Origin of the sequence: Haloimpatiens lingqiaonensis, assembly GCF_901447495.1 — a bacterium.
In the GTDB taxonomy this organism is placed as follows: domain Bacteria; phylum Bacillota; class Clostridia; order Clostridiales; family Clostridiaceae; genus Haloimpatiens; species Haloimpatiens lingqiaonensis.
The window spans coordinates 1-23,412 of record NZ_CABDWS010000004.1; the positions used below are offsets into that span (position 1 = coordinate 1).

The 23,412-nt window shown below is 31.4% G+C and carries 14 protein-coding genes; 9 read left to right on the top strand and 5 right to left on the bottom strand.

Annotated elements, in window-relative coordinates; translation table 11 throughout:
- Window positions 1–157: 157 nt before the first annotated feature.
- Window positions 158–2,671 (top strand): MBL fold metallo-hydrolase, encoded by a 2,514-nt coding sequence (locus tag FGK85_RS01395; protein WP_138203050.1) that lies wholly within the window; start codon window positions 158–160, stop codon window positions 2,669–2,671.
- A 128-nt stretch (window positions 2,672–2,799) separates the two neighbouring features.
- On the opposite strand, the gene FGK85_RS01400 is transcribed toward FGK85_RS01395, so the two are convergent.
- The gene (locus tag FGK85_RS01400; RefSeq protein WP_138203052.1) at window positions 2,800–5,976 is read right to left on the bottom strand and encodes a vitamin B12-dependent ribonucleotide reductase; all 3,177 of its coding nucleotides are present in this window, start codon (window positions 5,974–5,976) and stop codon (window positions 2,800–2,802) included.
- Between the two features lie 421 nt (window positions 5,977–6,397).
- Between FGK85_RS01400 and FGK85_RS01405 the strand changes: the two genes are divergently transcribed.
- From FGK85_RS01405 to FGK85_RS01425, 5 genes are all read left to right on the top strand, one after another.
- The gene (locus tag FGK85_RS01405) at window positions 6,398–7,438 is read left to right on the top strand and encodes a hypothetical protein (protein WP_138203054.1); all 1,041 of its coding nucleotides are present in this window, start codon (window positions 6,398–6,400) and stop codon (window positions 7,436–7,438) included.
- 217 nt (window positions 7,439–7,655) lie between these two features.
- Complete coding sequence (locus FGK85_RS01410; RefSeq protein WP_138203056.1) at window positions 7,656–8,084, top strand: RrF2 family transcriptional regulator; 429 nt, start codon at window positions 7,656–7,658, stop codon at window positions 8,082–8,084.
- 805 nt (window positions 8,085–8,889) lie between these two features.
- Complete coding sequence (locus FGK85_RS01415; protein ID WP_138203058.1) at window positions 8,890–10,245, top strand: APC family permease; 1,356 nt, start codon at window positions 8,890–8,892, stop codon at window positions 10,243–10,245.
- A gap of 265 nt (window positions 10,246–10,510) precedes the next feature.
- Window positions 10,511–11,014, top strand: coding sequence for a gamma carbonic anhydrase family protein (locus FGK85_RS01420; protein ID WP_138203060.1), 504 nt, complete (start codon window positions 10,511–10,513; stop codon window positions 11,012–11,014).
- Window positions 11,015–11,190: 176 nt separating this feature from the next.
- Window positions 11,191–11,679: a GAF domain-containing protein gene (locus tag FGK85_RS01425; protein WP_138203062.1), complete on the top strand. Its 489-nt coding sequence runs from the start codon at window positions 11,191–11,193 to the stop codon at window positions 11,677–11,679.
- A 320-nt stretch (window positions 11,680–11,999) separates the two neighbouring features.
- Here FGK85_RS01425 and FGK85_RS01430 read toward each other — a convergent pair whose 3' ends face one another.
- On the bottom strand, window positions 12,000–14,657 hold the full coding sequence (locus FGK85_RS01430) for a cation-translocating P-type ATPase (protein ID WP_138203063.1): 2,658 nt from the start codon (window positions 14,655–14,657) through the stop codon (window positions 12,000–12,002).
- 1,881 nt (window positions 14,658–16,538) lie between these two features.
- On the opposite strand from FGK85_RS01430, the gene FGK85_RS01435 reads away from it, so the two are divergent.
- The gene (locus FGK85_RS01435) at window positions 16,539–17,861 is read left to right on the top strand and encodes an MFS transporter (RefSeq protein WP_138203064.1); all 1,323 of its coding nucleotides are present in this window, start codon (window positions 16,539–16,541) and stop codon (window positions 17,859–17,861) included.
- 114 nt (window positions 17,862–17,975) lie between these two features.
- On the top strand, window positions 17,976–18,116 hold the full coding sequence (locus FGK85_RS15230) for a hypothetical protein (protein WP_171011296.1): 141 nt from the start codon (window positions 17,976–17,978) through the stop codon (window positions 18,114–18,116).
- Window positions 18,117–18,671: 555 nt separating this feature from the next.
- On the opposite strand, the gene FGK85_RS01440 is transcribed toward FGK85_RS15230, so the two are convergent.
- Window positions 18,672–19,199, bottom strand: a complete 528-nt coding sequence (locus FGK85_RS01440; RefSeq protein WP_138203065.1) for a chromate transporter — start codon at window positions 19,197–19,199, stop codon at window positions 18,672–18,674.
- Window positions 19,199–19,735, bottom strand: coding sequence for a chromate transporter (locus tag FGK85_RS01445; protein ID WP_138203066.1), 537 nt, complete (start codon window positions 19,733–19,735; stop codon window positions 19,199–19,201). Before FGK85_RS01445 ends, FGK85_RS01440 begins: the two co-directional genes overlap by 1 nt.
- A 364-nt stretch (window positions 19,736–20,099) precedes the next feature.
- On the opposite strand from FGK85_RS01445, the gene FGK85_RS01450 reads away from it, so the two are divergent.
- Window positions 20,100–20,522 (top strand): YaaR family protein, encoded by a 423-nt coding sequence (locus tag FGK85_RS01450; protein WP_138203068.1) that lies wholly within the window; start codon window positions 20,100–20,102, stop codon window positions 20,520–20,522.
- Window positions 20,523–20,881: 359 nt separating this feature from the next.
- Here FGK85_RS01450 and FGK85_RS01455 read toward each other — a convergent pair whose 3' ends face one another.
- Window positions 20,882–22,792 carry an NAD(+) synthase gene (locus FGK85_RS01455; protein WP_138203070.1) on the bottom strand — a complete coding sequence of 637 codons (1,911 nt, stop codon included), beginning with the start codon at window positions 22,790–22,792 and terminating at the stop codon, window positions 20,882–20,884.
- Window positions 22,793–23,412 lie beyond the last annotated feature (620 nt).

Genomic DNA, 23,412 nt, shown 5'->3' on the forward strand with positions numbered 1-23,412 from the left:
ATAATAATGTAAAAAAATGTACATAATTATTAATTACTATAAAATTTTATGAGTAAAATTTTATTTATTTAAATTTAATTTTAAAATTTATACTGGAAAAGTTAAAAATTTAATAAATATATATAAGTATCTATAGAAGGGAAGGAAGAAAAATTTTATGAATATTAGCTTTTTAGGAGGAGCTGGTGAAGTAGGTGCTAGCTCTATACTTTTAAGGGTTTGTAATAAGAATATATTGCTGGATTGTGGTATAAGACAAAGTGCCAGCAAGGATCCATTACCTGATTTTAGAACTATACAGGAAAAAGGCGGGGTAGATGCTATAGTAATAAGTCACGCACATATGGACCATATAGGTTCTCTGCCAATAATAAGCAATGAATACCCTAATGCCAGAATATATATGAATAATATGACAAAAGATTTAACTAGAGTGCTTTTGTATGACAGTTTAAAGATTATGAACAGCAGAGAAAGTGAGATTCCCCTTTATGCAGAAAATCATGTGGAGGATATGCTTGATAGAATTTTTACCATAAATTATGGTGTAGAATTTGAAATGTTTGAAGATATTAAAATAGTATTTTACAATGCTGGACACATAGCAGGAGCTTCTTGTGTGTACATTAAGACACCTGAAGGGGCATTGTTTTATTCAGGGGATTTTTCATTGTTTTCACAAAATACTGTAGAGGGGGCAAAATTTCCTAAGCTTAGGCCCGATGTAGCTATTTTAGAATGTACCTATGGGGACAAACTTCATTCTAATAGGCAGGTAGAGGAAAAAAGACTTGTAGATTTAGCCAAAGAATGTATAGGAAATAAGGGTAAAATGCTCATTCCATCCTTTGCATTAGGTAGAGCACAGGAAATAATACTGATGCTTAAAAAGGCTATGAATAAAGGAGAGATTCAGAAGGCTAAAATTTATGTGGATGGTATGGTGAAAAATATAAATGCTGTGTACAAAAGAAATCCTCTATATCTTAGAAATTCTTTAGGAAAAAAGATATTAAGGGGTACAGAGCCTTTTTATGATGATAATATAATTGCCGTGGATAATAAAGAAATTAGGGAGGGCATATTAAATAGTAGTGAAGCTTCTATAATAATTGCTAGCTCGGGCATGTTGACTGGTGGATGGAGTCCTGTTTATGCGGAAAAAATATGTTCTATGGAAAATGGATATATAGTTATAAGCGGGTATCAAGATGAGGAGTCACCGGGAAGAAGGCTTTTAAATTTACTAAGTGAGCAGGAAGAGAAGGAACTTGAAATTAATGGTAAAATCTTACCTGTAAAGTGTCATATAGAGAAGGTAGGCTTGTCTGCTCATGGAGACAAGAGTGAAATTAAAGGAGTAGTAGAGAGATTGCAGCCTAAGGAACTTTTTTTAGTTCACGGTGAAAGAGAAATAATAGGAAACTTTGCAAAAGAACTTATGCAGGAGAGTAGAGGGAGAATATACACTCCAGAAAGCGGAGAAACCTATAATATAGATATTAAAAATAAAAGAAAGCAGCTTCAAAGGGCTCCTTTAAAAGCTATGAAAAATCATGAAGTTTTAGGGGAAGATAATATAAAAGAGCTTTGGGAATATGTAAGAGAAATATACCAAGATAGACTTTTTACAGTGGAAGAGCTTTATTATATTTGGACAGGAAAAAAAGCATTTATGGAAGATAAAATAGTCAATGTACAAAAGCTTATCTTAAATTCCCCTTATTTTGAACCAGATGAAAGAAGACTATTTTTATTTAAGGCTGAAAGTTTAGATAATGTGGAGAAAAGCCTAAAAAAGGAAGGATTAAAACCTAATGAAATATCACAACTGATTCAGGAGAGGTTTGGAAAATTTAATTATAAAAAAGCTGGTTTAATAATGGATAAAAAGAAAGTTGTGCTTTATTTTAATTTTCCCAATACCGTTTCAAAGGATATATATCAATTAATAGAGGATTTTAAAGAGGAATTTTCTTGGGATATAACCATAGGTGATAGCGTTAATACTAATGCAGTAGAATTTTTATTAAAAAATTTATTTGAATCTTCATATATAAAAAAAATATCCTATAAATTAGATGAGCATAAGGTTATATTGGATTTATATAATGAAAGTTTATTTATGCAAAAATATAGTGAAAGGGATATTGAGAATAAAATTGATGAATTTAATAAAAATACTGGTATGAAATTAGAAATGAAAACTGGATTCAATGGTAGCAAAGATAAACTTGAAATGGAAGATATAATAAAAACATCAAATAAAAATGAAATGGAACAAAATGCAGCTATAAAGTATTTAGATGATAGTTTTATGGATGAAGAGTTTAGACCCTATAAAAAGAGCATAAAAAATATATCAAATCAAAGGTATATGGAGCTGGTTTTTATAACTCCTATGGTAGGGCAGCGATATTTAGATAAATTAAAGGATATTTCAGAAAACATAGGCTGGAATATAAAAATATCAACTTCCTGCAATCAAAATGAAATTATCACCATAGCATTGAAACTTTGTAATGAAAGAGGAATTTTGCTAAAAAAGAATCCAGCCTTTAGTCCATTTAATTTGTCAGTAACCTTAAAGCCACAGGAGGCCATAGATTTAGAAGTGTTTGAGGAAATTAAGAAGATATTTGAACATAAGACAGGGTGTGAGATTCATTAGCAATTAATAATTAATAATTAATAATTAATTATTAATAATTAAGTAAAAAGTAAGAGGTAGTTATACCTCTTACTTTTTATATCTTACTCAATTGTCAATTGTTAATTGTCAACTGTCAATTCTCAATTCTACGAGCATCCCGTAGTGGATCCGCAGTCTAGGCATACTTTACAGGTTCCATTTTGAACCATTCGGTTACTGGAGCAATTAGGGCAGGTTTCTGTATAAAGTCTTTCACCTTCTATTTTAGCATCATTGGAGGTTTGATCACTTCCATTATTATTAGTTTTTATATTTTTTAGATTATATTTTATATTTTCTAAGTTGTTAGAGTTTAAGCTTTCATCACTAGTTTTTGCAGTATTAATTTCCTTTGATTTATTTTCTTTTACGTCTAAGCCAGACTTAGATTTACCGCCAAGGGCATTTAAGTCTAAACTTCCTAAAAGTCCTTTAGAGCCCTCAGAAGTGTCATTATCTAAGTATTCTGGTTTTACTTGACATCTGCTGTAGTCGCCTACTTCTATATCGATTATTTTACTTACTAAATCTGAAATAGAGGATACGTATTTTATATATGGGTGTTTTTGTACAAATCCATAAGGTTCATATATCTGTCCCCTTAACATGGCAGAAATATCCTTTGGTGGTACATGATATTGAAGCATTACAGATAAGGACTTTGAAAGAGAGTTTAAAAGTCCCATTATGGTAGTACCTTCTCTATCAGTGGTTATATATATTTCTGATATTTCACCGTATTCATTTCTATTTACTGTGGTGTAAATTTTTACATTATCTATTTGAGCAGGATGAGTTTTACCTTGACGTATTCCGTAGAGTTTATGTCTTGTGGAATATTTATGCTCATATTTTAAAGTGTCTATTTCTTCAGTTAAACCTTTTGCCTTTTGCAACAACTCTTGGTAATTTAGGTCTTCTAAGGATTTTTCTTTGGAATCCGTTAGAGTGTTGTTAAGAGGCTGGCTTACCTTTGAGGAGTCTCTATATATAGAAATTCCTTTTACCCCAAGCTTCCAGGATTTTAATATTACATTTTTAATATCCTCCACTGAAGCTTCCTTTGGAAGATTAACGGTTTTTGATATGGATCCGGAAATAAGTGGAGTTAAGGCTGCCATCATAAGCACATGACCCCTGTAGGAAATATATCTCTTTCCGCTGCCACAAACATTGGCTGTATCAAAAATAGGTAAATGATCTTCCTTAAGATGTGGTGCGCCTTCTATTTTTCCATCCACTATTTTTTCATATTGGAATCCGTCTTCTACCACCGTTTCTTTTCTCAATATATAATCTATAATTTCTTTTATTTCATTAGAGGAATATCCTAAGCTTTCAAGAGAATCTTCTATAACAGGGTTTACAATGGTCATGTATCCGCCGCCAGAAAGCTTTTTATACACAAAGTGACTAAAATATGGTTCTATGGAAGTTGCACCGCAATCCATAGCCAAGGATATAGTACCTGTAGGCGCTATGACAGATACCTGAGCATTTCTATAGCCGAATTTTTCACCACATTCTAATGCTTTTTTAAAGCTATCCTTTAAATTATTACCTATATAATCAAGTCCCATTTTTTCTAAAATATCATGATTAACTTTAAAAGGTACATAGTTTAAGTCTTCAAAATTATCTTTTAAGGCACCAGCAACTCTGCAGTGATTTCTTATAACCTTAAGCATATATTTTTTATTTATTTCATATTTAGGGAAGGCTCCTATTTTTTTTGCCATCAATGAGGATACATAATAGGAATGTCCCGTTAATATACCTGTAAGGGCAGAGGACATATGTCTAGCCTCATCTGAATCGTAGGGGTACCCCATAACCATAAATAGGGAAGCTATGTTTGCAATGCCAAGGCCAGTGGTTCTAAACATATGAGTTTTTCTGGCAATTTCTTCTGTAGGAAACTGTCCCCAATTTATTGATGCCTCTAATAGTAATTGTATAAGACCTACTAAATGAATATATTCATCCACTTTAAATTTCTTTTTATTATGATCATAAAATTTATATATGTTTATAGAGGCTAGATTGCAGGAGGTATCGTCTAAAAAAGCATATTCTCCGCATGGATTAGTGGCGTTGATTCTATTATGTTTTGCTCCAAATTTACCATCTTCTCCTGCAGGACATGTATGCCATGCATTGAAGGTGTCGTCAAATTGGGAAGCTGGTTCTGCACATTCCCAAGCACATTTATTAAAGGAATTCCACAAATCCTTAACCAATACTTCTTTATTAACGGAGTCATCCACCCTACCTTTTAATTCTATGGTTGCCTCTGGATTATTATTTAAGTTTTCAACCTTTTGCATAAAGGAATCTGAGAACCTTATGGAGTTATTGGCGTTTTGACCTGAAACTGTTTCGTAAGCTTCTCCTTCAAAGCTAGTGTCATAGCCCATTTTACCTAAATCTCTTACCTTTTGCTCTTCTTTTGCCTTCCAATTAATGAAGTCCATAATTTCAGGGTGATCTATGTCTAGGGAAACCATTTTAGCAGCACGTCTTGTGGTACCGCCAGATTTTATGGCTCCTGCATTTCTATCCAAGGCCTTTAAAAAACTCATTAGACCAGAAGAAACACCGCCGCCTGAAAGTTCTTCATTTTTAGCCCTTATAGCAGAAAAGTTAGTTCCAGTACCAGAACCGCCTTTGAACAATCTAGTTTCAGTTACAAAGTGATCTGAAATGGAGCGCTTACCAAGAAGTTTATCCTCTATAGACAATATAAAGCATGCAGAAGCTTGGGTTCTAGTATAAGAATCCGCACTTTCTACAACTTTATTTAATGTTTTATCAAAATAATAATTTCCTTGCTTATTTCCATTGATTCCGTAGCATAATGATAAGCCAGTATTGAACCACTGAGGAGAATTAGGGGCATACATTTGATTTAAAAGTCCAAAGACCATTTCATCATAAAATATGGAGGCTTCTTCTTCTGTTTCTATAATTTTTTCCTCTTTTAAAGATTCACACCAAAAGCTTACCAATCTATGGGAAAGCATCTTCATGCTGTTTTCATAACCTAATTTATTAGGAACGCCTGATTTTCTAAAATATTTTGAAGCTATAATATCGCAGGCATTTTGTGAATAGTGTATTGGAAACTCTAGGTCTTTCATTTCCAATAATATTTTGCCGCTTTTGTGATCCTTTAAAATTACATCTGTTTTTTTCCACTGAAAAAGGTCGTAAACATTTTTATCCTTATTGTTTTCCAAATCTTTTGTAAATACTCTTTTAAATAAATCTTTTATATCATTCATACAATAGCTGGTATCACCAGCTTTTCACCTCCATTTAATATCTTTATTATACCCGGATTTTATACTATATATAGTAAATAGCATAAAAAAACATACCATATGTTGTATTATAAGATAGAAACAATACAATTTCAAATTAGCAAGGTTTTATTAAACAAGAATTTATAGAGAATTTATTATAAATACCTATTATTATCTTTTATTTTTGAAGTATATAATAGATATGTGATAGTAATTAATTTCCAAATCATATTAGTAATTAATTTAACTTTTGCAGTGAGCATATAAAAAATGAAAATTAAAAATCTTTATTTTAATTTTCACATATAATATATAGAATTAGAAAAACTTTAAAATATATATGTATTTATATATTATTCTGGTATAATTGTAATTATATACGAAATAGGAGGGAAATTTCATGAAAAAGATTAAGTTAATTACTTCAATGCTTATTTTATCATTAGTTACATTCTTATTAGGAGGATGTGGAGCTGGTGATAAATTATTTAAAGCAATAGACAATACTTCAAATCTAAAATCCTATGCTTTTAAGGCGGATTATAAGGTTAAGGTTTCAGCAAAGGAAAATGCAGCTGCGGGTATGGAAGCTTTACAAAATTTGGATATGAAAATAGATGGTCGTACAATTACAGAAAAAAATAAAAATGCAAAAATGGATATGAATATTGACTATAATATTTTAGGACAAAAGATAAAACTTAATATGATATCCTCTGTGGATATGGATAAAGAAGATTATAAAATATTCATAAAGCTTCCAGAAGAATTAAAAACTGAAATGAAGTTAAAGGAGAAAAATATAGATTATTTATATATAGGTAAAGATACTATAGAAAAAATGAATAAGGAAGCAGGAAATGCAGCATCAGCAATGCCTCAAAACGAAATCAAGGACATGGCTGAAAGCATGACAAATTTACAAGAAGGATTAAGCCAGTTAGTAAAGGGATATATAGATGAAAATGGTAAAAAAATACTTACAAATGAAGGAAAAAAGGAAATAGATATAAATGGTAAAAAGGAAAAGGTTGATGTATACCAAATGAAAATAGATGATGCTGGTTTTAAGAAATTTTTAAAAGCCTTTTTATCAGATAAAAAAAGAAGAACACAACTAGAATCTGTATTAGATAAGGTTCTTGTAAAAGATGATAAGGGTAAGGTTGATTACAAAAAAAGTTTAGAAAATGTAGATAAAATGCCTAAAACTATAGGAGAAAAGGGAGTTACGGTTCAATTTGGAGTTAAGGATAACTATGTAGTTAGTGAAAAGATAAGTATGGATTTAATACTAGAAGAAATGAGAATGGATTATAACATAGACATGGTACTTTTTGATTTAGATAAGAAAATGGAAATAAAAATTCCAGAAAAAGATAGCAAAGTTAAGGATTTTTACGACTTTATGTTTGAAATGATGTCTAATCTATTTGAATAATTATCTTTATAACTTTGGCAGTTATAAAATTTGCAGATAAGTAATAGGTAAAAAGTGGGAGTTAACGGCAGCTACGTCCCTAGATAACGATCGCTAACCTTCAGTTGGAGTAAAAACTCCATCTGAAGCTAAGAGCTCTGTTTATATGCGAAATTTGAGCCACTAACTTATAGAAGATTGTGAATTCCATATAATTATGTTAAATAGGAGTGAAAATATGAATATAACTCAAGAAACAGATTACGCTATAAGAGCAGTGTTATGTTTAACTGTAGCAGGGGAAGGGAAAATTTTAGAAGCAAGGGTTATATCAGAGAGACAATCCATACCTATGAGATTTTTATTAAAACTGCTTAGGAAACTTAAGAGTGCAGGTATAGTTAAATCTTATAGAGGCGTAAAGGGCGGATATTCTTTAGGAAGAGCTCCAGAAAATATCACTTTAAAAGATGTTATAGAAGCGGTAGAAGGGCCCATATGCATAAATAGATGCACTTATTCCCCACAGGAATGCAATGCCAACAAAAATGGAAAATGTGCAGTACATCATGCATTGATGGGAGTTCAAAAAAAACTCATTAGAGAGTTAGAAGAAGTTAATTTTAAAAAGCTTAAGGAAGAAACGGATATGAATTGCTATAGGTAAAAGAAGTAAAAATTGAGAATTGACAATGGACAATTGAGAATTGACAATGGACAATTGACAATGGACAATGGACAATTGACAATTGAGAATTAAGTAAAAGGTAAAAAGTAAGAAGTAAAAGTGAAGGATGATTTTCCTCCACTGCGTTACGGAAAATCTTTAATTAAATAAATGGTATAGTGGGAAAAGGTATAACTGATTCATTAAATGAAGTGGTTATACCTTTTCTTTTAAGGGCTTAAAAAATCTTTTATTGGCGATATCTAGGTAAAATATGGAAATATCAAATATCAAATATCAATTAATGTTGAAATTCCTATGGAATTTCTTAGGTTTAGAATTTGTGGAGAAAGTAAGAAGTGACAATTGAGAATTAAGTAATAGGTAAAAGGTAAAAGTAAGAAGTAAGAGTTAAGGAGGATTTTCCTCCACTGTGTTATGGAAAATCTTTAATTAAATAAATGTAATGGTAAAACAAGACAATAGGTAAAAACTCAAAATAAAAATGCAATTTGAAATTACTTATTTAGGTTTTATGGGGTAAGTGAAAGTATAGCTACTTTTGCGATCTATCGGTCTGCGTAATTATCAGTCCTTTAAGCAAGAGTTCTTAAAAAATTAATTATAAAAAAACTCTTTGAGTTTTATCCTAAACTCTTACTTCTTACTTTTTACCTCTCATTTATCCTCAAATTATAATTATAATTTTTAGTGAAAAAATATGCATTTTTTTATTGACATAGGGCACTTTACTGTGATAAATTAAGCATATTAATTTTTAAATACGGAGGTTGATAAGCTTAAGATGAAAAAGGAAATGTCACTTAAAAAACAAATGGGTCTTTTAACTGCTACTATGTTGGTTGCAGGAAATATGATTGGTTCAGGTATATTTATGCTTCCTGCTACTTTGGCAAATACATCAGGTACAGGTGCAACTATACTGGCGTGGATATTAACAGGTATAGGTTCCATATTTTTAGCTTTATCCTATGCAAATTTAGGATCTAAAATAACTAAAACAGGTGGACCTTACGAATATCCAAAAGAGGCTTTTGGAGATTTTATTGGATTTTTAAATGCATGGTTATATTGGAATGCTTCGTGGATAGGTAATGCAGCTATAATAACATCAGTAGCTAGTTATACTGGAGCTTTAATACCGGCTATATCAGGAAATGCATTTTTATCTTTTATATATACAAGTAGCATTTTATGGATATTTACAATAATTAATATAATGGGAGTTAAAAAGGCTAGTGCAATTCAAACAGCCATTACTATATTTAAGATAGCTTTATTTTTTGTATTTATAGTTATAACAGCGTACTACTTTAATCCAGAATTTTTAAAACCAGCCTTTCCACAAGGAAGAGGCATTAATACTTTACCAGCAGCTATGGCATGTACACTTTGGGCTTTTACAGGTTTTGAAAGTGCTTCTGTAGCAGCAGGTGAAATAAAGAATCCTGAGAAAAATATTAAATTAAGTACTATTTTTGGAATTTTAATAGCTATAGTAGTATATATACTTATAAGCATTGGAGCTATGGGGGCTATACCACAAGAAGAGTTAGCTAAAAGCTCAGCACCTATTATAGAAATATTTTCTAGATTTTTAGGCAGTGGAATTACTAAATTTATATTAGTAGCTTCTATTATAAGTGTGATAGGTACTACCACTGGTTGGATTTTTGCAACAGCTCGTGTTTCTTATGCAGCAGGACAGGGTGGAATATTCCCTCCTATATTTGCAAAGGTTCATCCAAAATACAATACACCACATGCTTCCTTAATAATAGGATCTATACTTACAAATATACTTTTACTTATGAATTATACAAAATCTATGCTTTCTGCATTTAATTTCATAATGCTCTTGGCTACAGTGGCATACTTGCCTGTTTACGCTTTTGCAGCAGCTGCAGAAATAAAATTAATGATAAGAGAAAATAAAGCAATGGATTTAAAAACAATTATTAAAAAGTGTATAATACCTTGTCTAGGATTAATATATGTATTTTGGGCTATGGCAGGTTCAGGCATGGAAGTATGTTTATACGGATTATTACTTGCAGTGATGGGAATTCCTTTTTATATATATGTTCAAAAGAAGAAGAGAGTAAAGGAATCTGTAAATTCAGTAATAACAGATTGCTAAAATTAAACTATAAAACTAGGGCATTTATTTTGAATGTAATGCTCTAGTTTTTTTTATAGATATAATAGTAAATAAGTTATTAAAATCAATGACCAATAATCAAGTATCATTATTACATTGAGCATTGCTCATATCTTTTGTTATAATACTAAAAAGATAATTATGATTTTATAACTGCGAAAGTTGAATAAATAATAAATACCTTGTAAAAGATTTTTGTATATATTAGAATTAATTAAAAGATTTTAGGAGAGGGGGAATATGTATGTTAACTAATTTTAAGGACAAAAATCCTAATATACAGGATGAAACTTTTATAGCTCCTTCAGCGGATATAATAGGTGATGTAACCATAGAAGAGGGCGCTAATATATGGTATGGAGCGGTTTTAAGGGGAGATACTAATAAAATTTACATAGGAAGGAATACAAATATACAGGATAATTCTGTAGTTCATGTGGATGTGGATAAACCTTGCATCATAGGGGATGGAGTTACTGTAGGACACAGAGCTATAATACATGGATGCATAGTAAAAGATAATGTTTTAGTGGGTATGGGTGCTACCATATTGAATGGCGCTGAAATAGGTGAAAATACCATAATAGGAGCTGGAAGTTTAGTGACTCAAAATAAGAAAATACCTTCAGGAGTTTTATGCATGGGAGTTCCTGCAAAGGTAGTGAGAGAACTTACAGAAGAGGAAATAGAGGGTATTAAAAAGTCAGCACAGCATTATGTGGAGCTTTCTAAGGAGTACGGAATTTAGTATTTTATATGAAAGTTTATATTATTATTTGCAATTATTTTAATCAAAAGACCCCACTTTAGGTAAGCAAGTGGAAGAAGAATTCACTATAAGGAGGATACCTTTAGTTGTTAAGAACATAGCAAAATGTACTTAATAGAGTAATATGTACTTATAGAAGGGGAGTGAGCTAACTCATGTTTAAATTAGATGGAATTGAAAAGATGACTTTAGAGCAAAAATATAAATATATGGTTATGTTATTAAAAGGACAAATTAGTTCAGAAGAGGATTTAATAGCTAATTTATCCAATGCTTCAGCCATAATTAATGTTATATTAGATAGGATAAACTGGGCAGGATTTTACATAATGAGGGATGGTGAATTGGTTTTAGGGCCATTTCAGGGAAGACCTGCATGTAATAGAATAAAAGTTGGCAAGGGTGTATGTGGTACTGCAGTGCAGGAAAAAAGAGTTGTAAGAGTTGAAAATGTACACAATTTCCCTGGGCACATAGCTTGTGATTGTCAAAGCAATTCAGAAATAGTAATTCCTATAATGAAAAATGGCCAAGTTTTCGGCGTTTTAGATATAGATAGTCCGGAGTTAAATAGGTTTGGAGATTTAGAGGAAGAGTACTTGGTTAAGTTTGTGAAGGCGCTGGAGGAAAGCTTTGAGAATTGACAATTGACAATTGACAGTTGACAGGTGACAATTGAGTTATTACCTAGTACCTAGTACCTAGCACTTAGTACCTTACTTTTATATAGAATTTATATGCGAAAATTGAATTAATAATTAAAATAGGAAATATATTTTGCGGGATCATTTCTAAACATATGTAGAGATGTTTAGTGAATTTGGCAAAACATATTTCCTATTTTTAGTTATTTGATTTTCCGTTATTTAATAGTTAATTTTTGAACTTTAATTTTATTATTAAAATTTTATATTTTAACTTTGTTATTTGATATTTATTCTTTGATATTTTATCTAAGTCTTTGTTATTTATTTCTTGCTCTTTTAACCGCTTTAACTATTTCATTAACTAGTAGAGGCATTAAGCTTAGTATGGATACAAATAACCAATCCATAGCGTTAAGGTCATGTACTTTAAATATATTAGCAAGGAATGGAACTGTTATTATAACATCCTGTAGGAATATACCTATAAGTATTGAACCTATTAAAAGTTTATTTGTAAATAATCCTATTTGGAATATGGATTTATTTTCGTTTCTCATATTTAATGAGTGAACTAATTGAGATACACTTAACACAACAAAAGACATAGTTTGAGCATGCTCTAGTGCATCTGGGTCAATAACTTCTGGTAGTAATGGGAATAAAACACCAGATTTAGTGTAAACTTTAATTCCTACTACAAAAGCAGTTAATGTTAACAAGCCTATAAGTATTCCATTTCCTATTAAGCTTACAGTAGAACCTTTGAACAAGCTGTCTTTAGGGTTTCTAGGTTTATAATCCATAACTCCAGGGTCACCAGGGTCAACACCAAGAGAAAGAGCTGGTAATGTATCAGTTATAAGGTTAACCCACAAAATGTGTATTGGTATAAGTGGAGTAGGCCACTTTAAAAGTACTGAAAGGAATATACTTATTATCTCACCTATATTACATGAAAGCAGGAACAATATTGATTTTTTAATATTATTAAATATATTTCTACCTTCTTCAATAGCTTTAACTATGGTAGAGAAGTTATCATCTGTAAGTACCATGTCTGCAGCACCTTTGGCAACGTCTGTACCAGTTATACCCATAGCAACACCTATGTCAGCAGCTTTTAATGAAGGAGCATCATTTACTCCGTCACCAGTCATAGAAACTATATTGCCCTTTGACTTAAAGGCTTTTACTATCATAACCTTATGTTCTGGGGAAACCCTTGCAAATACTCTTAAATTATCTACCTTTTCATTTAACTCTTCTTGAGATAGTTTATCTAACTCCATACCAGATATGGATTGACTTTCATCTGTAGCTATATTTAATTCTTTAGCTATGGCAAAAGCAGTCTTTTTATGGTCACCAGTAATCATTATAGTTTTAATGCCAGCACTTTCACATAAAGCTATAGAATCTTTAACTTCTAGTCTTGGAGGGTCTATCATTCCTACTAGACCAATAAATGTTAGATCTTTTTCTAAATCTTCTATAGATATATCAGGAGAATCTATAACCTTATAAGCTGCTCCTAAAACTCTTAAAGCATCCTCAGACATTGCATAGGAAGCTTTTATTATTTGATCTTTAAGATCTTCAGTAAGGTTTACTAATTCACCATTTATATATGCTTTGTTAATTATAGTAAGTAAATTATCTATAGCACCTTTAGTCATTACGTAATACTTGTCACCGTATTTATTTACAGTAGTCATTAATTTTCTATCAGAATCAAATGGAATTTCATTTACTCTTGTATGAGTAGCATCTAAATCTTCCTTAAGTATGTTAAATTTATTTCCTGCAGCTAGTAGTGCTATTTCTGTTGGGTCTCCAGTCTCTGAATCTGTAGAGAAAGTAGCATCATTACATAGCACTAAGTTTTCCATAAGAAGTTTTTGCACAGGATTTTCTGGGTTTAAATCTTCAATATTGTATAATGAATCATCTGCAAAGAATTTTGTAACAGTCATTTTGTTTTGAGTTAAAGTACCCGTTTTATCTGAGCAAACAATGTTTACTGAACCTAAGGTTTCTACTGCAGGCAATTTTCTAACTATAGCGTTTCTCTTTATCATCTTTTGAACGCCCATAGCAAGTACAATGGTAACTATAGCAGGAAGTCCTTCAGGAATAGCTGCTACAGCTAAGCTTATAGAGGTTAAAAACATTTCAAATACAGGTCTCTTTTGAAGCAATCCAACCACAAACATAACTCCACATATAGCTAGAGCACCTATACCTAAAACTTTTCCCAATTCCTCAAGTTTCTTTTGAAGAGGAGTTTGCTCATTTCCACTTTCGTCAAGCATTTTTGCTATTTTACCTATTTCAGTGTTCATTCCTGTACCTACAGCTACGCCAAGACCTCTTCCATAGGTTACAAGTGTGGACATAAATGCTGAGTTCTTTTGGTCACCTAAAGGAACTTCCTCATTTAATGTAAGATCAGCATTTTTTTCTACTGGAACAGATTCTCCTGTAAGGGCAGATTCTTCAACCTTTAGGTTTGCAGTTTCCACAAGTCTTAAGTCACAAGGGATAAATCTACCAGCATCAAGTACTACCACATCACCAGGAACTACTTCTGTGGAAGAAATTTCTTTTACTTCTCCATTACGTTTAACCAAGGCCTTAGGGGTGGAAAGTTTTTTAAGAGCGTCAAGAGCTTTTTCAGCTTTAGATTCTTGAATAACTCCTACTACTGCATTAATTATTATAACTATTCCTATTATAATAGAGTCGCTTATTTCCCCTAAAAAACCAGAGGCTACAGCAGCAGCTAAAAGTATGTATATTAATATATCATTCAGTTGTTCAAAAACCATCTTGAAAAGGCTTTTTTGTTTTTTAGCAGCTAGCTGATTTAAACCATATTTTTCCTTTCTTTTTTCGACTTCTTCTGAGGAAAGACCAGTAGAAATATTTGTATCCAGTTCTTTTATGGTTTCCTCTTTACTTTTTTTGTACCACATATAATTCACCTCTTTCATATTATTTAATATAATTGGATAATTTATTATAAAATTTTTAATTTGTTATATAAAAAAGACCTTTGTCCTAAGGAGTATTAGGACAAAGGTCTTGCAAACTCGAGTGTTAGAGTAAACTGTCCGGGCTAAGCCGTAATGACGAACAGTTTAAAGTATTGCTACTTTTGCTACTCCCCTTTGTATATAACAACTTAGGTAATTATAACACATTATGCATATATTGTGAAGTAAGTGCATATGAAAAATCTGATTTTAATTCCGTGATAAATGTGAAATTTTGAACTTGAACAATACGCCAAGAACTTCTAATATTTGTCCATTTAAATCCCCTAAAGTTTTCAAACTTACTCGTGCCTCGCTCAGGCAATGAAAACTTCTTAACGGTGCTTTAAATGGACAAATAAAGAAGTTCTAAGGCTAGTTCAATAGTCCTAAATTTCACATTTATCACTCCATTAAAATCAGATTTTTCAGTTCATGCATATATCGTCACGGGAGAGAACGGCCTACTAAAGGATGATTTTCCGCCGCTTTGCTATGGAAAATCTTTAATTGAATATAAACAATGGTATAGTGGGAAAAGATATAACTGATTTATTAAATGAAGTAGTTATATCTTTTCTTTTAAGGGCTTAAAAAATCTTTTATTGGCGGTAGCCAGCGAAAATATAGAAATATTAAATATCAAATATCAAATATCAATTAATGTTGAAATTCCTATGGAATTTCTTAAATTAGAATTAGTGGAGGAAGTAAGAAGTGACAATGGACAATTGAGAATTAAGTAAGAGGTAAGAAGTAAAAAGTTGAGCACTTAAAAAATTATTTTGGCGTAGCCCGCTGATTTATAATGAAAGATTTATACAAACAAATGCCTTACGGCAAAATGAATGGAATTTTAATTACTATTTTATTTTAATAAGTATCATATAACTTTTCGAAAGGCTCCGCCTAAAAGATTATAAGCGCTTTTTTATTTATAAATTAAAGATTTTCTGAATAAAATGAAGAAAATCCACATTATTTGATATTTGATATTTGATATTTGATATTTGATATTTGATATTTGATATTTGATATCTGATATTTATATATTTAGTCTGGCTATCGCCAATAAAAGATTTAAGCTAAGTCCAAAAAGAAAGATAACATAATTTCGCGTTGTCAAATTATGTTATCCTTCTCTAGCCCTCTGGTCCTCTAGCACACTAGCCCACTGAAAATTGTGACAGCGTCACAATATTCTTAAATTTGCTTATTAAGCATAAAAAATTGTAAGAATAAGGTATGAGTTTTGCTTATTACTGTTAAAAAAATATATAAATGAATTAAAAACAACAAAGTTTTTTTAAAATTTTTTATATAAGTTAATATTTCTTGTAAAAAAGTTGTAATAAATTCGAAAAAAAATAACAAATTTGCAATAGGTGAATTTGTATAATTCAATAGTAAAGCACTTATTTTTGTGGAATTATCGTTAAAGATTTAAGAAAGTTTGCTTTGGATTTACTGAGTTTGTGTAGGAGGTGTGTTTTTATAAGGAAAACAATATCTTTTATATATATGCCACCAACGGATAATAGTTGTTAAACTTTTATTCAATATTAAAATATTTTTAGAAAAAAGCATGTGTCTAACTTTGTAAAATCAATTATGCTACTATTTGACAAAGTGTTGCTTTTCTAAACAAAATATATTATATTGTAATTGATTTCAGGATTCACATTTAGGCCTAACATGGAATTATGAAACCAAATATTATGCAGTTGAAATTATTACAATAAATCCTTTAATATGAAAAATTAAATATATAAATGTTTTTAAGATTTTAATCGTTAAGATTAATCGGGGGGGAGCAAAAACATGGAAATGGGAAAAAGATCTAGTTTTAATAGTTGGATGTTTATAATATCCTACATATTTATGGGAATTCTAGGTGGAGTAGCTCTTGATACAATGGTTACATTCCTTGACGCATCTGCAGCTACAAAGGGAATAGCTGCTAGTATGTCAATAATAATGGGAATAGGCTTCTACGGTGGAGCAGCCCTATTATTAATAGTACCTAAATTGGGATACAAAAAAGTTTTAGCATTTTCACCTATAGCTTTTATAGGTGGTACATTCTTAATAACTAAGTCAAGTTCAGTTATGCTAGTAGCTATAGCGGCATCAATAATAATGATAGGTGTATGTATGTTTGATGCTATATTATCACCATTCTTAAGCTGTTATACTACAGAAGAAAATAGAGAAAAAATATTTTCAACAACACTATGGACAAACATAGCAGGTATGGTTGTTGGAACATGGTCAGGTGGAAAATTAATTGCTAATAGATTTGCTTCTAGATTAGGAGTAGGATACGGAGAGGCAAAAGCACTAACAGAAAAAATAGCTGAATTTAATCCTACACAATTACAGGCATATGTTGGAGCTCATAAAGATGCTTTATTAATATATGCAATAGTAGCAGCAATATCACTTATACCAATATTATTAATAAAAGAAGTTCCTCAAGACTATAAGAAAGTCAAGAAGGAAACAAAAGAAAAAATGAATTGGAAAGCATTCTTAAATAAATATATTATATTATTTGTACTTTTCTCATTCTTAATAAGACTTGGAGCATCATTAATAACTCCTTACTTCTCAGTATTCTTAAGCAGAATGGGAATAGATAGAGCAACTATTTCATCACTTATTTCTTATCAATATTTTGCAATGGTAATATTTATATTTGTATCACCATGGATTGTTAAGAAAATGGGAAGAGTTGTGTCTCTAGGTGGACTAGCATTAATATCAATACCATTTATGTTGCTTATAGCAAATGGAGCAGCATTTGGAAGTCATATGGTAATGGCAGTAGGAACTGGTTTATTCTTGAGATCAGGATTCATGAATGCATCTCAGCCAGTACAACAGGCTCTACCAATGGAATTTGTAACTAAAGAAGCTAGACCGGTTTATAATGCGGTTATATATGTAGCGCAAGGTATCGCACAAGTAGTAGCTGGAATATTTGGAAAACAATTCTTGTTCTTACAACCAAACGGATATTCAAAAGCTTACTATGTTACAGCAGTTATATATACAATAGCATCAGTAATGTTGTTGGTAGTATTTATGAAGAAATACAACAGACCACAACACGAAAACAAAACAGAAGAACAAGCAGCATAAGCATAAATTGCGGCATAAGTGCCGCAATTTATGACTTAAGTGTGCCAGTGTGCCAGTGGACTAGTTGGCTAGTGAATGAGGATTTTCCTCCACTGCGTTACGGAAAATCTTTAATTGAATATGAATAAGGGTATAGTAAGAAAAGATATAACTGTTTTATCAAACAAGGTAGTTATATCTTTTCTTTTAGGTTTAAAAAATCTTTTATTGGCCATAGCCAGCGAGAATATAGAAATATTAAATATCAAATATTAAATATCAAATATCAATTAATGTTGAAATTCCTATGGAATTTCTTAAATTAGAATTTGTGGAGGAAGCATGAATTAAGTAATAGGTAAAAAGTCAGAAGTTTAGCATTTAGAAAGTTTTTTTTGCGTAGCCCGCTGATTTATAATGAAAGATTTATTATAGAAGATGGTTGGGGTAACCTACTTTTCGTGAAAACTTAAAATAGAAATGCAATTGAAAATTATTTATTAAAGTTATTAAGGTTCTATGGGATAAGTGAAAGTATAACTATTTTTGCAATCTATCGGTCTGCGGGCTGACTAGCCCTTTCTTTTTTATAAATTAAAGATTTTCTGAGTAAAATGAAGAAAATCCACATTATTTGATATTTGATATTTAATATTTATATATTTAGTCTGGCTGTCGCCAATAAAAGATTTAATTTAAGCCTAAAAGATAGCTAACACAATTTCACAACGTGAAATTATGTTAGCTATCTTTTACTAGCCCACTAGCCCACTAGTCCACTAGCCCACTAATTTTGGCCCACTGAAAATTGTGACAACGTCACAATTATTCTTATATTCCATAGAGAATTACGCCTAGTATTCCTGAAATTACTATAATCAAAATTGGATGAATTTTTGTTTTAAAAGATAAAACAGCTATTATAATTCCAATTAAAATAGCTCGTATTTCAACGTAAGAATCCTTGCCTAGTTGGATAAATGCTGCGATTATAAGCCCAACTAAAGCAGGACGCATACCTAAAAGGGCTGACTTTAATAGAGCGGAATCTTTAAACTTCATAGCATAATGAGTGGCTATGGTGACTAATATAAAAGAAAAAGTTATAACACCTAATGTTCCAAAAAAACTTCCCTTTATTCCAGCTACTTTGTACCCTACAAAGGTGGCGGAATTGATTGCTATAGGACCTGGAGTCATTTGAGATACGCCTATTATATCTTTAAATGTATCAAAATTAATCCAATGATGGTTTTCAACTATTTCCTTTTGAATCAATGGAAGCATGGCGTATCCACCGCCAAAACTAAAAGCACCTATCTTTAAAAAAGTTAAGAATATGTCTATTAATAATCTCATTATTCCACCTGCTTTCTTAAGAAAATTATGCCGTATAGTGCAGAACATATTACCACCCATATAGGGCTTACTTTAAATACAGCTATGGCAATAATGGATAATATTATAATTATATAATTTATGTAGGTTTTTTTTACTGACTTGAACAGACTGGTTATGGCCACTAATATTAGGATTGGTACAGCAGCACCTATACCCTTGAAAATTAAATCAATTATGTAGTTGTTTCTAAATTCCACAAATAGGGCAGCCACTACAAGTATAATAAAAAATGAAGGCATTATGACCCCAAGTAAAGCAAGTATTGCTCCCATGAGACCGCCTAGTTTATATCCTATAAAGGTGGAGCAGTTTACTGCAAGAGCCCCTGGAAAGGATTGAGAAATTACAATTATATCTACAAATTCTTCTTTTGAGATCCAATTTCGTCTAGTGACAACTTCAGCCTCTATAAGGGGAATCATTGCATAGCCCCCGCCAAAGGTAAAGGCGCCTATTTTGAAAAAGGTCCAATACATGGTTAAAAGTTTTTTCATAAAATTCACCTCACAGAATTAATTATACCTTGCAGTTTTTATATGTGCAAATGATTAGAAGTTTAATTTATTTTTAAATAACTCAACTTTCGCATATAAATTTTATCCGATGACTCCCTGTCGTAACACTCCCACTTCTAACAAAGTGGGAGATAACGGCAGCTAAGTCCCTGGATAACGATTTCTTAGCTTCAGTTGGAGTAAAAACTCATCCATCTGAAGCTAAGAGCTCTGTTTATAACTAAGAAAGTTGAATAATCAATTTAGTAAGTGAAGAAACTTATGTTTAATACGAATATTATTTAGAGAAGGATTGTAGTTTTATATCTGTGAAAGTTGAATATATTAGAATAGAGGTGAAATTGTGGAGATAAATAGAGTAGGAAGAAATGTAGGAATTTCACAAGAAAAACACGAGATTAAAAGTAAAAAGGATTTTTCACAAAATTTTAATTTTGCAAGGCAGCAAAAATCCCAAAAGGAAATGAAAGAACTACTTGATAATATAAAGAAAAAAGGGAATAGATTGGCCATTACTAAATCTTATAGAGATGTGAAGGCTTATAAAAATCTTATAAAGGAATATTTACAATCAGTGTTATCACATATGTATAAGGTAGAAAAGGACATAAGCTTTTGGCAAACTCAATATTTTATAACTGTGGAAACGGTGGATATGAAGTTGGAGGAAATTACTAATGCTATTTTGAATGAGCAAATTGAAAATTTAAATATAGCTAGTACTATTGATGAGATAACTGGGTTGGTGGTAGACCTGTATAAATAGTGGGCTAGTTGGCTAGAGTGCTAGAGTGCTAGAATTTAGTGGGCTAGTTGGCCAGAGTGCTAGAGTGCCAGAAATTAGAGGGCTAGTTGGCTAGAGGGCTAGAGGGCCAGAAATTAGAGGGCTAGTTGGCCAGAGTGCTAGAGGGCCAGAAATTAGAGGGCTAGTTGGCTAGAGTGCTAGAGTGCTAGAATTTAGTGGGCTAGTTGGCCAGAGTGCTAGAGTGCCAGAAATTAGTGGGCTAGTTGGCTAGAGATTAGGGAAGCTAGAGTGATAGGTGGGTAAAGAAATTTGCCTTTTCCAGTTATGGTTCAGTGGAAAAGGCAAGGGTGGTTTTATAAGTTTTAAGGGTTAACTAATAGTTATAGAAAGCTGTTAAAGCTGGCGTCGGATGGCATTCTCCAATCGCCTCGAGGTGAAAGGCTTATGGAACCTACCTTTGGACCATCAGGTAGGGCAGAACGCTTAAATTGTTGAGTGAAAAATCTTTTTATGAATTTTTCTAGCCACATATCTATAGTTTCTTTATCATAATCTTCTTTAAATGCATTTTCCGCAAGGAATAGCAATTTTTCTTTAGTAGTTCCTGTTTTGATGAAATGATATAGGAAGAAATCATGAAGCTCATAAGGACCTACTATATCCTCTGTTTTTTGAGTTATTTCACCATTTTTATCCTTAGGAAGCAGTTCAGGACTTACAGGAGTTTCTAGTATATCAATAAGTATATTAGATATATCCTCAGGTACTTCCTTTTCTGCTACATATCTTACTAAATATCTAACCAGTGTTTTAGGCACAGAGCAGTTTACAGAATACATGGACATATGATCACCATTATATGTGCACCAGCCTAAAGCCAATTCAGATAAATCTCCAGTACCTATTAGTAATCCGCCTTCTTTATTGGCAATGTCCATAAGTATTTGAGTTCGTTCTCTTGCTTGAACATTTTCATAGGTTACATCGTGATTTTCTACAGGGTGATTTATATCTTTGAAATGCTGTACACAAGCATCCACTATATTAATTTCTCTAAAATCTGTTTTCAGCTTTTTGCAAAGAGATACTGCATTGTTATAGGTTCTATCTGTAGTTCCGAAGCCAGGCATAGTAATAGTTATTATGTTTTCACTTGGAATTCCTAGAAGACGGAAAGTCTTTAATACAACTAAAAGGGCTAAAGTAGAGTCTAAGCCGCCAGAAATACCTACTACAGCTTTTTTTAAGTTAGTATGAGCTAATCTTTTAGCTAAGGCAGCAGTTTGAATATTAAAAATTTCACTACATCTTAGACTTCTTTCATCAATGTTTTTAGGTACAAAAGGATGCTTATCTATGTACCTTGTAAATTCACCTAAATTTAAATTTGAAAATTGGAAAGGAATTTCTAAAGCATCAAAGGGACATAATTTAATTCCATCTCTAAAGGATATATTTTTAAGTCTTTCAGCTATTAACCTGTCTAGATCTACTATAGAAGTTATAATTTCATTTTCTCTATTGAATCTATTATTTTCTTTTAGGATATTTCCATTTTCACCTATTAAAAGATGGCCTCCGAAAACTAAATCTGTAGAGGATTCAAACACTCCAGAGGATGCATAGGCATAGGCACACATGCAGCGAGCGCTTTGATTGGAAATTAAATTTTTTCTATAGGAAGCTTTGCTAACCAATTCATTAGAAGAGGAAAGATTTCCTATAATATTAGCGCCAAGCAGACTTAAATAGCTGCTAGGAGGTATTGTAACCCAAAGGTCTTCACAAACTTCTACTGCAAATTTTAAATCTCCACAAGTAAAAATTAAATTTGTTCCAAAGGGAATTTCATTTTGAAATTTTAAGTTAACATGTTTATTTATTATTCCAAGTCCCTCAGAAAACCATCTTTTTTCATAAAACTCCGAGTAATTAGGTATGTAGCTTTTAGGAACTATACCTAGAACTTCTCCTTTAAATATAATGTATGCGCAATTATATAGGCATGAATTATAGTATAGTGGAGCTCCAACAGCTATTAATATATCTTTATCCTTTGAAAATAAGCATAGGTTTTCTATAGCTTCTTCACTTTTAATTAGTAATTTTTTTTGATTAAATAAATCAGCACAAGTATATGAGGTTATTGAAAGCTCAGGGAAAACTACAATTTTAGAGTTATCTTCTAAAGCTTTATCTATACACGATTTTATATTTTTTAAGTTAAAATCTGTATCGCCTACATTGGTTATAGGGCAGGCGGTGGATAATTTTATAAATCCATTGCACATTGAACTCACTCCAATTCTATAAGTAAATATTATTTTCACTTTAATAAGTATTTTCATCAATTCTTCTATAATTATAACATGTAATGGTACATAAGAAAAAGTTACCTACATATTTATATTAAAGTTGGTAGACTAGGTGAGAGTTGAGAATTGAGAATTAAGGCGGTAGGAAAAATCTGCTTTTAATTCCGTGATAAATGTGAAATTTTGGACTGTGAACAATACGCCAAGAACTTCTAATATTTGTCCATTTAAAGCCCCTAAAGTTTTCAAACTCACTCGTGCCTCGCTCAGGCAATGAAAACTTCTTAACGGTGCTTTAAATGGACAAATAAAGAAGTTCTAAGGCTAGTTCAATAGTCTAAAATTTCACATTTATCACTTCATTAAAAGCAGATTTTTCAGTTAAAGAGTACTTGCTTTGTGGGTGGAGATGGCCTACTAAATGAAGGAAAAAACTCCTTTGAGGTTTTAATATTTTAAATTTAAGAAAATAATGTAAAGCTCAAAGTTTATGAGTGAAAGTTGGTTAATCACTTAATGTTTAGTATAATTGATAAAAACATTAGAAAACATAAGCAAAACATAGGTACAATTATTAAAAACGCTTTAAATAGTAA

What these genes read in the sequence shown, in the direction of transcription:
- FGK85_RS01455 (WP_138203070.1), bottom strand. Translation starts at nt 22,792, where the DNA reads ATGTGCAATGGATTTATAAAATTATCCACCGCCTGCCCTATAACCAAT.
- FGK85_RS01420 (WP_138203060.1), top strand. Translation starts at nt 10,511, where the DNA reads ATGTTAACTAATTTTAAGGACAAAAATCCTAATATACAGGATGAAACT.
- FGK85_RS01410 (WP_138203056.1), top strand. Translation starts at nt 7,656, where the DNA reads ATGAATATAACTCAAGAAACAGATTACGCTATAAGAGCAGTGTTATGT.
- FGK85_RS01440 (WP_138203065.1), bottom strand. Translation starts at nt 19,199, where the DNA reads ATGAGATTATTAATAGACATATTCTTAACTTTTTTAAAGATAGGTGCT.
- FGK85_RS01435 (WP_138203064.1), top strand. Translation starts at nt 16,539, where the DNA reads ATGGAAATGGGAAAAAGATCTAGTTTTAATAGTTGGATGTTTATAATA.
- FGK85_RS01400 (WP_138203052.1), bottom strand. Translation starts at nt 5,976, where the DNA reads ATGAATGATATAAAAGATTTATTTAAAAGAGTATTTACAAAAGATTTG.
- FGK85_RS01425 (WP_138203062.1), top strand. Translation starts at nt 11,191, where the DNA reads ATGTTTAAATTAGATGGAATTGAAAAGATGACTTTAGAGCAAAAATAT.
- FGK85_RS01430 (WP_138203063.1), bottom strand. Translation starts at nt 14,657, where the DNA reads ATGTGGTACAAAAAAAGTAAAGAGGAAACCATAAAAGAACTGGATACA.
- FGK85_RS01445 (WP_138203066.1), bottom strand. Translation starts at nt 19,735, where the DNA reads ATGAAAAAACTTTTAACCATGTATTGGACCTTTTTCAAAATAGGCGCC.
- FGK85_RS01395 (WP_138203050.1), top strand. Translation starts at nt 158, where the DNA reads ATGAATATTAGCTTTTTAGGAGGAGCTGGTGAAGTAGGTGCTAGCTCT.
- FGK85_RS01405 (WP_138203054.1), top strand. Translation starts at nt 6,398, where the DNA reads ATGAAAAAGATTAAGTTAATTACTTCAATGCTTATTTTATCATTAGTT.
- FGK85_RS01415 (WP_138203058.1), top strand. Translation starts at nt 8,890, where the DNA reads ATGAAAAAGGAAATGTCACTTAAAAAACAAATGGGTCTTTTAACTGCT.